At 59.8% G+C, this 12,709-nt stretch carries 10 protein-coding genes; 7 read left to right on the forward strand and 3 right to left on the reverse strand.

The window, feature by feature from the left end:
- The first annotated feature begins 45 nt into the window (after positions 1 to 45).
- Both ABDK11_RS06760 and ABDK11_RS06765 read left to right on the forward strand, forming a co-directional pair.
- Positions 46 to 759 carry an OmpW family outer membrane protein gene (locus ABDK11_RS06760; RefSeq protein ID WP_346839535.1) on the forward strand — a complete coding sequence of 238 codons (714 nt, stop codon included), beginning with the start codon at positions 46 to 48 and terminating at the stop codon, positions 757 to 759.
- Between the two features lie 434 nt (positions 760 to 1,193).
- On the forward strand, positions 1,194 to 1,994 hold the full coding sequence (locus ABDK11_RS06765; RefSeq protein ID WP_346839536.1) for an OmpW family outer membrane protein: 801 nt from the start codon (positions 1,194 to 1,196) through the stop codon (positions 1,992 to 1,994).
- 162 nt (positions 1,995 to 2,156) lie between these two features.
- Here ABDK11_RS06765 and ABDK11_RS06770 read toward each other — a convergent pair whose 3' ends face one another.
- A complete protein-coding gene (locus ABDK11_RS06770) occupies positions 2,157 to 3,110 on the reverse strand; it encodes a glycoside hydrolase family 43 protein (protein WP_346839537.1) in 954 nt (317 codons plus the stop codon).
- A gap of 65 nt (positions 3,111 to 3,175) precedes the next feature.
- Positions 3,176 to 4,567, reverse strand: a complete 1,392-nt coding sequence (locus tag ABDK11_RS06775) for an MFS transporter (RefSeq protein ID WP_346839538.1) — start codon at positions 4,565 to 4,567, stop codon at positions 3,176 to 3,178.
- A 462-nt stretch (positions 4,568 to 5,029) separates the two neighbouring features.
- On the opposite strand from ABDK11_RS06775, the gene ABDK11_RS06780 reads away from it, so the two are divergent.
- A complete protein-coding gene (locus ABDK11_RS06780; protein WP_346839539.1) occupies positions 5,030 to 5,767 on the forward strand; it encodes a FadR/GntR family transcriptional regulator in 738 nt (245 codons plus the stop codon).
- Between the two features lie 176 nt (positions 5,768 to 5,943).
- Here the strand turns inward: ABDK11_RS06780 and araD1 are convergent, their stop codons facing one another.
- Positions 5,944 to 6,939: an AraD1 family protein gene (araD1, locus tag ABDK11_RS06785; RefSeq protein WP_346839540.1), complete on the reverse strand. Its 996-nt coding sequence runs from the start codon at positions 6,937 to 6,939 to the stop codon at positions 5,944 to 5,946.
- A 258-nt stretch (positions 6,940 to 7,197) separates the two neighbouring features.
- Between araD1 and ABDK11_RS06790 the strand changes: the two genes are divergently transcribed.
- The 4 genes from ABDK11_RS06790 to ABDK11_RS06805 all read left to right on the forward strand — a co-directional run bounded on the left by ABDK11_RS06790 (position 7,198) and on the right by ABDK11_RS06805 (position 12,597).
- Positions 7,198 to 8,937, forward strand: a complete 1,740-nt coding sequence (locus ABDK11_RS06790; protein ID WP_346839541.1) for an IlvD/Edd family dehydratase — start codon at positions 7,198 to 7,200, stop codon at positions 8,935 to 8,937.
- A gap of 132 nt (positions 8,938 to 9,069) precedes the next feature.
- Complete coding sequence (locus ABDK11_RS06795) at positions 9,070 to 9,846, forward strand: SDR family oxidoreductase (protein ID WP_346839542.1); 777 nt, start codon at positions 9,070 to 9,072, stop codon at positions 9,844 to 9,846.
- Positions 9,847 to 9,950: 104 nt separating this feature from the next.
- Positions 9,951 to 11,543 carry an aldehyde dehydrogenase (NADP(+)) gene (locus ABDK11_RS06800; RefSeq protein WP_346839543.1) on the forward strand — a complete coding sequence of 531 codons (1,593 nt, stop codon included), beginning with the start codon at positions 9,951 to 9,953 and terminating at the stop codon, positions 11,541 to 11,543.
- Complete coding sequence (locus ABDK11_RS06805; RefSeq protein ID WP_346839544.1) at positions 11,530 to 12,597, forward strand: aldose epimerase family protein; 1,068 nt, start codon at positions 11,530 to 11,532, stop codon at positions 12,595 to 12,597. Before ABDK11_RS06800 ends, ABDK11_RS06805 begins: the two co-directional genes overlap by 14 nt.
- Positions 12,598 to 12,709 lie beyond the last annotated feature (112 nt).

The raw sequence follows: 12,709 nt of genomic DNA on the forward strand, positions 1-12,709 counted from the left end.
GGTGCCTCTGCCGGTGGTTCCGGTTATGTACCGGCACCCCCCCCGATGAAGCAGAACTCGATGATCTTTCGGGTCGGCGCATCGTATATCACCCCCCGCTCGGACCAGATCTCCTTTGTGGATGACACCTTCGTGTTCGGCGATGCCTTCCGCGCGCGGATGGATCCGGACGGCGAGTGGGGCTGGTATCTGAGCGGTGAGTGGAGACCGCTGGATCACTGGGGCCTGGAGCTGAGCTATGTCAATGGTGACGACCATACCGGTGGCAATGCGGACGGCTATTTCTCCTTCGTTGATGTTTACGACCGGTTCAACACCAACGATGGCAGGTTCCGCGACCTGGGCGAGTTCCAGAGTGAAATGAGCGCCGCCAACGTGAAGTGGTATCCGATGCGCCCCGATTGCATGGTGCAGCCATACATTGGACTCGGTATCAATTACACGGATTTCAGCGATGAGAGTTTCACCGCGATACGCCGCTCCGACCTGCGCGACGTGGGGCTGCGGAGCAAATTGAACATGGGCTACAGCTGGGGCTACACCTGGCAGGCCGGTGTGGACTTTAATTTCGGCCACGATAGTGCCTGGCTGGTAAACCTGTCGGCAGTCTACGTCGACTCCGAGACCGACATGCAATTCTCCGTCTACGACGACGGCACCAATCCGGATACCGCCGGAACCTTTGAGTCCTACTCCGGTGACTACAACTACAACCCGTGGACCTTCAATATTGGTGTTGGTTACAAGTTCTCGTTCTGATTCGATCGGGTATTTCTCGACAAGGGCGCCGAGGCGCCCTTTTTTTGTTTGCCTCCGGGAGGATATTGCGCTTCTGAGGCGACGGTGGGGCGCAATAAGTGGTGCAACCTGCTGCGTGGGGCGCCTGCATTAAACGGTTTGCCGCTGACGCATGAATCCTCGCCCCGGATTGTCAGCAGTGAAAACTATGGCGCCATATGGCGCCGTATTTATCGGTTGGAAGCCCCCTTGTTGGAGCACCGCCGAAATCAAAATTTGGAATTCAGATAATTTGCGCGCCACAAAAAAGGGCATTACGCCAACTTTACGTAAAAGTTCCAATGCTGTGGTCTTTTTTTGGGTGTTTTTTCTACAGTCATTTTTTCTCGTGTCTAGACTGAAAGTGATTGGGTTAATTGCTGTTCAATTTGCCGAATATCAATGGAGTTTTACCAATGAAAATGACGCGCATTCTGACACCCCTTGCGCTAGCTGTTTCCGCAGCTGCCGCTTCCACTGCGATGGCAGGTCCGTCCGGTTATGTGCCGGCGCCGCCGCCTGCAGGGCTGTATAAGGCCGGGACAGCGGTGGTGCGTATCGGTGCATCAGAGGTTGATCCGGATGACAGTTCCAGCAACCTCCGCTATCCAGATTTGTTCCCCTTTTACGATGGCTCGCGTGTTGAACTCGACAGCGACACCACCTGGAACTTCTCTGCGATGTTTATGCCGGCGGACCATTTCGGTGTGGAGTTCACCTACACCGGCCAGTCCGACCTGGATATGGATCTGCGCAACCTGGACTCGTTCTACGTAGACCAGTTTGATACCAACAGACTGAGACTCGGAACCCTGAAAAGCAGTTCGGGTACGTTGATGTTTAACTGGTTCCCGGTGTGCACTGAGTCCTGGGTGCAGCCTTATGTCGGTATCGGTGCCAACTACACCGATTTCGATAGCCTGACCCTGCGCGGAAATGCCAATGACTACCTTTCCATTGTCGACGACGGTCTGGGGGTCGATTATCCCGGCCGCGTTTATGTGGACAATAGATGGGGCTGGGCCGGCCAGGTCGGTGTCGACATCCTGTTTGGACGCGACAGCAACTGGCTGGTGAATGCGGCGGTGCAGTACCTGGACGTCGAGACCACCATGGATATCCACTATCCGGTCGAAAACAATTACGTCAACTCGATCAGGACTGACCTGGACGTCGACCCATGGATTTACAACCTGGGCATCGGTTACAAGTTCTGATATTTTCTGCCATTCGGTAGGAAAAGGCGCTTCGGCGCCTTTTTTATTGGTGTCGTCTTGGCGGGAATAGGGATTCGGGGCAGGCGGGCGCATACCCGCCCGCCGTGTTTTGTTTAAGCACCGAACCCGTTCATGTTTGGCGCAACGGCAGCGCCGCTTTGGTTAAGGCTCTGCGGGGCTGCCGAATACCGGCATGCCATCGTCAGACCAGCCAAATGCCTTGATATAGGTATGACGATTCGGGTCCCACAGCGGATCGCCATCGATCTCGGTATAAGTACGGGCGTGGAAGACCAGGATATCCTGTTGGCCGTCCTCGGACACCGTAAAGCTGTTGTGGCCGGGGCCGTAGATACCGCGCTGGTAGCAGCTCTGGAATACCGGCTCGGGCGACTTGGTCCAGCTGTGTGGATCGAGCAGATCGGCATGCTCGTCGGCGTAGAGCAGGCCCATGCAGTAATTGTGGTTGGTCGCGCTGGCGGAGTAGCTGATAAAAATTCGTCCGTGGCGCTTGATCACTGCCGGTCCCTCGTTGACGGCAAAACCGATGGTCTCCCAATCGTATTCCGGTACCGTCAGGCATACCGGTTCGCCACCAATGGTGGTGGGAGAGGTCAGCGGGGCGATATACAGGTTGGAATTGCCGGGAATATCCGGGCCCTTCTGCGCCCACAGGTAATAGTGCTGACCGCGGTGCTCGAAACAGGTGGCATCCAGGCAGAAGGTATCAATACCGGAATCCACATGGCTCAGGGTCCATTCGCCTTCCAGCGGGTTGGCGGCGCTGGTGGTCAGCGCGTACATGCGGTGCTGGAACAGATCGTCCTCGATTTCCCGCGACGGAGCCGCGGCGAAGTAGATGGCCCAGGTGCCGTCGATATAGTGAATTTCCGGGGCCCAGATCAGATCGGAGTAGGGGCCGCTATCCGGCTTGCGCCAGACGGTGACCTGCTCGGCGGTTGCCAGTCCGGCGAGGGTGGTGGCACGGCGCAATTCGAGCCGATCGTATTCCGGCACCGAGGCAATAAAGTAGTAGTGGTTGTCGCTGTGGCGATAGATATAGGGATCGGCGCGCTGTTCGATCAGCGGTTGAATCAGGGGACAAGACTCGGACACGGGTAACTCCAACATTGACTTCGGCATCCGGGCGCCGGCTTCGGCGCCCGCTAGAGGTTCGGGAATCAGGGCGCTGGCGCGTTCAGCTCGGCGGCTGCGGCGCCGTCGGTCGATGCGCCGGCCGGCACAATTTCGCCGCGCTTGAGGCCCTCGTAGTAATCGTTGGTGATTACGTAGGAGCGCATCAACATACCCATCAGGAAGTGGAAGAAGCCGGGGATGACGCTCAACATGAGGGCGATCCCCATCAGGGAAAAGTCACTTTGCGGCTGGTTCGGTACATAGTCGAAGAATGCCAACAGCCAGCCCACCATCGCGCCGGCGATGCCCATGCCGGCCTTCTGGAAAAACGAGATACCGCCGAATGCCAGGCCCGAGGCGCGCCTGCCGGTCTTGGCCTCGCCGTAGTCCACGGCCTCGGCGATGGCTGACCAGAATACCGGTGCATGCAGGTCGACGACAAAAGAGAGCAGGAAATAGAGCGCGAAGGCCAGCCATCGGTCGCCGGGACTCACGGCAAAGTACAGCACCACACTCAGCGCGCCGACGAGTATCTGGCTGTTACTGAACAGCTTGATCTTGCAGTAGCGCTTGGTGATCCAGGTGGAGGCCACCATTGCCAGGATCGCGGCCACCACACCGGTGGCGAGGAATGCGGAGACGGTCTGTGCGTCGCCGCCCAGGTAGTACTTGGCGTAATAGGCGGCCACGGAACCGCGCACGACGTAGCCGATGGTACCCACCAGACACACACCGGTCAGGATCAGCCACTGGTCGTTCTGCAGCAGGTTGCGTGCCTGGGCTAGTAGCGGCGTGCGGTCCGGCTCGTACTGAACGCGCTCCTCGGTGGCGAAGAAGCAGAAGATAAACAGTGCCGTGGCCAGCAGGGCCATCAGGCCCATGGCCATCTGGTAACCGGTGGCCAGCTTGTCCTCGCCCCAGGTCGCGGCCAGGATCGGCACCACGATGGTCACCAGAAAGGCCGCGATCTTGGCAAAGAACAGGCGGTAGCCATTGGCGGAGAGGCGCTCCTTGGGATCGTCAGTGAGAACGCCGATGATCGAGATATACGGGATGGTCACCGCGGTGAACATCAGCGTCACCAGGATATAGGTGGCGTAGGCCCATACCAGCTTGCCGTTGTAGTCGAAATCCGGGGTGCTGAAGGTCAGGAACACCGACACGCCGAACGGTACGGCCAGAAACAGGAAGTAGGGGCGGTAGCGGCCCCAGCGGGTGGTGTAGCGGTCGGTGATGGTACCCATCAGCGGATCGGTGACCGCGTCGATAAACCGCACCAGCAGAAACAGCAGCGCCATGTCCTGGGGTCTGAGGCCGTAAATATCGGTATAAAAGAAGGAGATGATCAGCATCATCGACGAAATGACCACATTGACGGCCATATCGCCGGCACCGAAGCCGACCTTTTCAAAGATGGAAAGCTTGCTGGACTGCATTGTTATCTATTCCCGTCATCTATCGCAGGGGAGCGGCTGCCCGTGAGCGCGCCGCTTATTATCATCGAGCGTTTGCGATATATATATTATTGTAGTATTAATGTCAAAAGCGCGACACGATTACACGCTGGACTGCTGGATATAAGAGCATTTCCGCTGAAAAATCGCACAGAATATTGTTGACCCGCTGGCCGGATTTCGTCGCGCTTGCATTGGGGGAATGCCGGGGCGTTCAGTTGCGCAAGTCTGGCATGCAGGGCTCGGCTCCGGCCGTCGATGGGGTACCGGGAGCGGTACCCATTCCGTCGTTAGCGGGCTAATCCCACCATGCAGGTTGCTAGCCTGTACCAATGGTGCGGACCTAAATGTAGAATGGTTCTTTGCGGAGTGGCTTCACTCCGCCCGATATTCCCGGTCCCGAGGTTCCGTCAAGCGGCGGCCGATTTTTTCAAGGCATTGAATATGGCAAAGCAAGTCAGGGAGAATAGACCGCGCAGCGTGCACGCCTGGGTGGCGTACGAGCTGGGTACACGGATCGTCAGTGGATTTTATGCGCCGGGGGAGTATATCCCCAACGAAGCGACCATCGGCGGGGAGCTGAACGTCTCCCGCACCGCACTGCGCGAAGCGTTCAAAATTCTGACCGCCAAGGGGCTGATCGAGTCACGCCCCAAGTTGGGTACGCGCGTGCGTCCGAAAGACTGCTGGAATATGTTCGATTCGGATGTGCTGAAGTGGAGCTTTGAATCCACTCCGTCGCCGGAGTTTCTGCGCTCGCTGTTCGAGGTGCGTGAAATTATCGAGCCCAACTCCGCCGCGCTTGCGGCCAAGCGCGCGACCCCGGAGCAGATCGCCGATATCGAGAAGGCCTACCTCGCAATGGAGGAGGCGCAGGTGGGCACTGAAGATGTGATCCTGACCGATATCGACTTCCACATGGCGATACTGCGAGCTACCAATAACGAGTTCATGATGTCGCTGGGGCAGTCGATCAAGACAGCGCTGATGGGGCTGTTCCGGATCAGCAGTGCTGAAGAGTCCGGCTTTGTCGCCTCGCTGCCGGGTCACAAGGCGGTGTACCACGGCATTCGCGACCGCGATGCAGATCGCGCCCGTTTCGAGATGAAATCGCTGCTGTCCAAGTCGGTGCACCGCGCACTGGATACGCTCGGCGAATCCGGCGTGGATGTTGCAGTTTGACGGTTGGCTGAGACCGAGATACAGAAAGGGCGATCCACGGATCGCCCTTTTTTTTGCCGGTTCGCAGCCGTGCCCGAAGTGGCGGCTGGTGATGGCAGGGGAAAGCGTGAGCGCCAACGCGACAATAAAAAAGGCGATCCAGGGGATCGCCTAACTTCGCAGGGAGAGTGCGGAAGTCAAAGAGGTTTCACCGTGGGAATGTCGCGCTCGACAATTGCCAGCGGGTTACGCAGCGGCCGCCCGAATACGTCCGCCTCTATTTCAAAGCGATCGCCGGCCTGCGGCGCGATGCCGTCGCCGAAGCTCAGGGTCGCGGTGCCGAAAAAATGCAGGTGCACCTGACCCGGGCGACAGAAGGGCGCGTATTTGAAATGGTGTGCCTCCAGGTTGGCGACCGTGTGGGACATATTGTCCTCGCCGCTCAGGAAGGCCTTCTCCCACAGGGTTTCGCCGTCGCGCACAATGCGCGAGGTGCCCTCGATATGTTTTGGCAGCTCACCGAGCAGCAGTTCGGGGCCCACGGCGCAGGGGCGCAGCTTGGAGTGCGCCAGGTAGAGGTAGTTCTGCCGTTCGGTCACATGGTCGGAGAGTTCGTTGCCCAGCGCAAAACCGATTCGGTGCGGTTGGCCAGCTTTGTCATTCAGGTAGATGCCAGCGATTTCGGGCTCTTCCCCGGCATCGAGGGCGAATGACGGGCTTTGCAGCTCGGCTTCCGGCGCCACCACGGAGTCGCCGTCGCCCTTGTAGAACCACTCCGGCTGCACGCCGACAGTACCGTCGGTCGGCTTGCCGCCCTCGACACCCATCTTGAACATTTTCATTGTGTCGGTCAGCTCTTCCTCGGTGCTGGCGCTGTTCTGCGCGTGCATGGCGGCGCGGGTATCGGCGCTGCCGAGGTGGGTGAGGCCGGTGCCGGCCACCAGCAGCTGGGTCGGCTGCGGGTGGTCGATCGGTGACAGGATGCGCCCCTCGCGGAGGATTTTTTCGTAGTCGTGACGCTGGTCCGATAGCAGCGACTGTGCCAGTGCCTGCAGGGGTTGGCCGGAATCCAGTGCGCGGTTGGCGAGCTGGAGGACGCTGTCGACTTCGGACAGCTGTTCGACGGTCTGGTGGTCGATCACCGCGGCCACGGCGCGCTGGCCGCTTTCGGTTTTGAACTGGATCAGTCTCATCGCTTTTCTTCTCTAATTGCCTGTCAGTCGTTTTATTCGAAAGAGCGCCGCCGGGAGCGGGCTGTAGCGTTGAAAGTGAGAGTCATTTCACGCTGGTGATTGTTTATATCATACAATATGATGTATAACAATTTGCAAGCGCTGAGGGACTGGAATCGGGGCAGGGCACGAGCGCGGCGTCTGCTATTGCTATGACTTGTCTGCCAAATTAAATAGTCATACAATAATAGTTATAAGAGAATAAATTGGGGTTCTGTAATGGCCAGTGATGATAGAAAGAAAACAGTTTTGCGGTCGGCGAGTTGGTTTGGCACGCGCGATAAAAACGGCTTCATGTACCGCAGCTGGATGAAGAATCAGGGAATTCCCGATCACCACTTTGAAGGCAGGCCGGTCATCGGTATCTGCAATACCTGGTCTGAGCTGACCCCTTGCAACGCGCACTTCCGCAAGATCGCCGAATACGTCAAGAACGGCATTCGCGAGGCCGGCGGCGTGCCGGTGGAGTTCCCGGTATTCTCCAACGGCGAATCCAACCTGCGCCCCACGGCCATGCTGACCCGCAACCTGGCGTCCATGGATGTGGAAGAGGCAATCCGGGGTAACCCGATCGATGGTGTGGTGCTGCTGGTCGGCTGCGACAAGACCACCCCGGCGCTGCTGATGGGCGCCGCCAGCTGTAACCTGCCGACCATCGTGGTGACCGGCGGCCCGATGCTGAACGGCAAGCACAAGGGCAAAGACGTGGGCTCCGGCACTCTGGTGTGGCAGATGCACGAGGAGTACAAGGCCGGCAATATCTCCCTGCATGAATTCCTCAGTGCGGAGGGCAGCATGTCGCGCTCCGCCGGTACCTGCAACACCATGGGTACCGCCTCCACCATGGCCTGTATGGCCGAATCCCTCGGCACCAGCCTGCCGCACAACGCGGCCATCCCTGCGGTGGATTCGCGTCGCTATACGCTGGCGCACATGTCCGGCATGCGTGTCGTGGATATGGTGCACGAAGACCTGACCCTGTCCAAGGTGCTGACCAAGGATGCGTTCCACAACGCCATCCGCACCAACGCCGCCATCGGCGGTTCCACCAACGCGGTGATTCACCTGAAAGCCATCGCCGGCCGTATCGGTGTCGACCTGAGCCTGGACGACTGGAACGAGGGGCGCGATGTACCGACACTGGTGAACCTGCAGCCGTCCGGTCAGTATCTGATGGAGGAGTTCTTCTACGCCGGCGGCCTGCCGGCGGTGCTGCGCCGTCTGGGCGAATCCGGCAAATTGCACCGCGATTCGCTCACTGTTAACGGCAAGAGCATCTGGGAAAACGTCGAGGATGCGCCCTGTTACAACGAGGATGTTATTCGCCCCCTGGACAATCCGCTGGTGGAGAGCGGTGGCATGTGTATCCTGAAGGGCAACCTGGCGCCCCGGGGTGCAGTGCTGAAGCCCTCCGCAGCCAGCCCCGAACTGATGAATCACCGCGGTCGCGCAGTGGTCTTCGAGGACTTCGATCACTATAAGAAGCGGGTTGTTGATCCGGATCTGGATATCGATGAAACCTGCGTGATGGTGCTGAAAAACTGCGGTCCCAAGGGCTACCCCGGTATGGCCGAGGTGGGCAATATGGGCCTGCCGCCAAAGCTGCTGAAGAAAGGCGTCAAGGATATGGTGCGTATCTCCGATGCGCGCATGAGTGGCACCGCCTTCGGTACCGTTGTGCTGCACGTGGCCCCGGAAGCGATGGAACTGGGCCCGCTGGCCGCGGTGCAGGATGGCGATATGATTCACCTGGATGCCGAGAACGGCGTGCTGCAGCTGGAAGTTTCTGATGAGGAACTGGCCGCGCGTCTCGAGTCACTCAAGCAGAATCACGTGATCGCCTCCACCGGTGGCTATCTGGAGATGTATCGCGAGCGGGTACTGCAGGCGGACGAGGGCTGCGATTTCGATTTCCTCGTGGGCTGCCGTGGCGCCGAGGTGCCGCGCCACTCGCACTGAGCGAAATCCGCCCGCTCTGTAGCAGCCTGCACCGCAGGCGAAAGGCTGCAGAGCGGTACGCCCTTTGCCGGCGAGGCGGGTTCCCACGGTGCCTGCGGAAAAAAGCTGTAATAAAGAACATAAGAGCGAATGATGAAGCTGACCAACCAATACCCCAGCCTGAAGGGCAAAACCGTATTTGTGTCCGGCGGTGGTTCCGGTATCGGCGCCAGTCTGGTGGAGGCGTTTTTCCAGCAGGGCGCCAGTGTCGCCTTCGTGGATATCCAGCGCGAGCCATCCGAGGCGCTGGTGGCGCGCCTGCGTGATGAATACCCGCAGACCGGCGCGCAGGTGAATTTCTACCACTGTGATCTCACCGATATCGACAGCCTGCGTGCGACTATTGCCAACGCCGCGCGGGAACTCGGACCGATTGCCGTGCTGGTCAACAATGCGGCCAATGACCTGCGTCACGATTTCCGTGACGTCACCCCGGAAGACTGGGACAGATACACCGCGGTCAATATGCGCCACCAGTTCTTCGCTGCCCAGGCTGTTTACCCGTTTATGCAACAGCTCGGCGGCGGTTCCATTATCAACTTCGGCTCCATGAGCTGGCACGCCGCTCAGGGTGGAATGCCGGGTTACACCAGCTCCAAGGCGGCCATCGAAGGGCTCACCCGTGGCCTGGCCCGCGACATGGGCCCGGACCGCATTCGCGTTAATACTCTGGTGCCCGGCTGGGTCATGACTGAAAAGCAGCTGACCCACTGGGTCAACGAAGACACCCAGGCAGAGATAGAGCGCAGCCAGTGCCTGAATGACCGTCTTATGCCGGAGAGTATCGCGGCCATGACGCTGTTCCTTGCCTCCGACGACAGCCGCATGTGCACAGCGCAAAACTTTATTGTCGATGGCGGTTGGATCTAAACAAATTTCAATGAAGACGCGGCATCATGTAGCAAGCTGCCAAACAGGTTCCAGCGGGAACAGCGTTGCACTTAAAGCCCGTCAAAATTTAAGGAGAATCGATTATGCCGATTAGTGGAAAGCAACTGATCGCCGGAAAATGGCTCGAAGGCCGCTCCGGTACCTTTAACGGTGTTAACCCGGCCACCGGCGAAGACCTCGAGCCGCAGTTTACCTGTGCCGACGAATTCCAGGTTGCCGAGGCGGTCAGCGCCGCCAGCGAGTGTTTCACCGCATTTGCCAACACGACACCGCAGCAGCGCGCCGATTTTCTCAATGCCTGCGCCGACGAGATCATGGCGCTGGGCGACGAACTGCTGGAGCGCGTTTCCGCCGAGACCGGTTATCCGCGTGGCCGCGCCGAGGGTGAGCGCGGCCGAACCTGCGGCCAGCTGCGCCTGTTCGCCGACTGGATTGTCGACGGCGAATACCTGGATGCGCGCATCGATACCGCCATGCCGGAGCGCCAGCCGCTGCCGCGCCCCGATCTGCGTAGCTTCAACCAGGCACTGGGCCCGGTCGCCGTATTCGGTGCCAGCAATTTCCCGCTTGCCTTCTCCGTTGCCGGTGGTGATACCGCCGCGGCGTTTGCCGCCGGTTGCCCGGTGATCGTCAAGGGGCACAACTCGCACCCGGGCACCAGCGAGCTGGTGGCCCAGGCGATCGACAAAGCGGTACAGAAGTGCGGCCTGCCCGGCGGCGTCTTCTCGCTGATCATGGGAGCCGGCAAGACTGTCGGCGCGGCGCTGGTGCAGGCGCCGGGTATCAAAGCCGTGGGCTTTACCGGTTCCACCGCCGGCGGCACCGCGCTGTTCAAGCTGGCCAACGAACGCCCGGAACCGATTCCGGTGTTCGCGGAAATGGGCAGCATCAACCCGGTAGTGCTGCTGCCGGAAGCATTGAAAAACTCCGCCGAATCCATCGCCGCCGGCTTTGTCGGCTCCCTGACCCTGGGCACCGGACAGTTCTGTGTGAATCCGGGCCTGGTACTGGCCGTGGAAGGTGACGGCCTCGAGCAGTTTATCGCCGCCACCGGCGAAGCACTGGCCAAAGTCGGTGCCGGCGTGATGCTGAATAAGAATACCCGGCAGGGCTACCAGAGTGGTGTAGCCAAGCTGCGCGACCAGGCGGGTGTCGAGCAGGTGGCTGCCGGCGAAGCCGCGGGCGAAGATGGCGGTTTCACCTGTCAGGCGGGCCTGCTGACCGTCTGTGCGAAGGATTTCCTCGCCAACCGCGAACTGCAGGAAGAGGTGTTCGGCCCCATGTCGCTGGTGGTGAAGTGCCGCGACCGCGCAGAACTGCTGCAGGCCATCCAGTCCCTGCAGGGCCAGCTCACCGGCACTTTGCAGTGCAGCGAATCTGAACTGGCCAGCTACGGTGACCTGGTGGAACTGCTGCGCCAGCGCGTCGGTCGCATCGTGGTTAACGGCTTCCCCACCGGTGTGGAAGTCTGCCATTCAATGATGCACGGCGGCCCCTTCCCGGCAGCCACCGATGCGCGCTTCACCTCTGTTGGCACCATGTCGATCGCGCGCTTCGTACGCCCGATCTGCTTCCAGAACTACCCGCAGAGCCTGCTGCCGGACGCGCTGAAAGACAGTAATCCGCTGGAAATTCCGCGTCTGGTGAACGGGGAGAAGAGCCGTGCGGCCCTCTGAGCTGGTCCTGCCCCGCGGCGTCGAATCGGCGCCGCTGCCGATCGACGGCGCCGCGGCGACACTGAACACGGTGACCCTGGTCAACAGCCGCGGCACCCGCGTGCGGCTGTGTGACCTGGGTGCCAGCTTGCTGTCGCTGCACACGGTAGACCGCTATGGCCACCTGGACAATATCCTGCTGACCTATGCGGAGCCGCAGCACTGGCTCGATAACGACTACTACCTCGGTGTCACCGTGGGGCGTGTCGCCAACCGAATCCGCGCTGCGCGTTTTGAACTGAATGGCCGCAATTTCCCGTTGCCGGCCAACGATGGCGACAACCACCTGCACGGTGGTCCCGCCGGGCTCAGCACCAGGCGTTGGGTCATCGTGCAGAGTGAATCCGGTGCCGCCGGCCAGTCGGTGACATTCCGCTGCGAAAGTGCCGACGGTGAGGGTGGTTATCCGGGCCACCTGGCGGTAGAGCTGACCTATCGTCTGGGCGAGGATGACACCCTGACACTCGATTACCGGGCCACCACCGACAGTGCCACGCCGGTGGCCCTGACCAACCACTGTTACTGGAACCTGGCCGGGCGCGACGGCATTCTCGATCACGAACTGGTGATTCACGGCGAAAAGCTGCTCGAACTCGACACCGCACTGGTGCCCACCGGCAGGCTGATGGATGTCGCCGGTAGCGCGGCGGATTTCCGCAAACGCAAAAAAATTGGCCGCGATATCAACGCCTGGCCCGGTGGTTACGACAATTTCTGGGTGGTAGACGAAACCGCGCACAAGCGCCTGAAGCCGATTGCGGAACTCACGCACCCGGCGTCCGGACGCAGTGTGAAAATTGCGTCTTCCGAGGCCGGCGTGCAGTTTTACAGCGGTAATTTTCTCGATGGCAGCCGCAATCGTGAAAGCGGTTCACCCATGCAGAAATATGCCGGCTTGTGCCTGGAGACGCACGGTTTCCCCGATGCGCCCAACCAGAAAAATTTCCCGTCGGTAATCCTGCAACCGGGTGACGAGTACCGACAGACAACGATTTACAGTTTTTCCGCGGAATAACCCCGGTGGTGTGCATTGCGCGCATCGCCATGGCCGCTCTGGGTTCCAGCTTTGCTTGGCACTCCGGTGACGGCCGCAACAATAAATATAAACAGACCCTTGCGATGAGGAG

Source organism: Microbulbifer sp. SAOS-129_SWC (genome assembly GCF_039696035.1).
In the GTDB taxonomy this organism is placed as follows: Bacteria; Pseudomonadota; Gammaproteobacteria; order Pseudomonadales; family Cellvibrionaceae; genus Microbulbifer.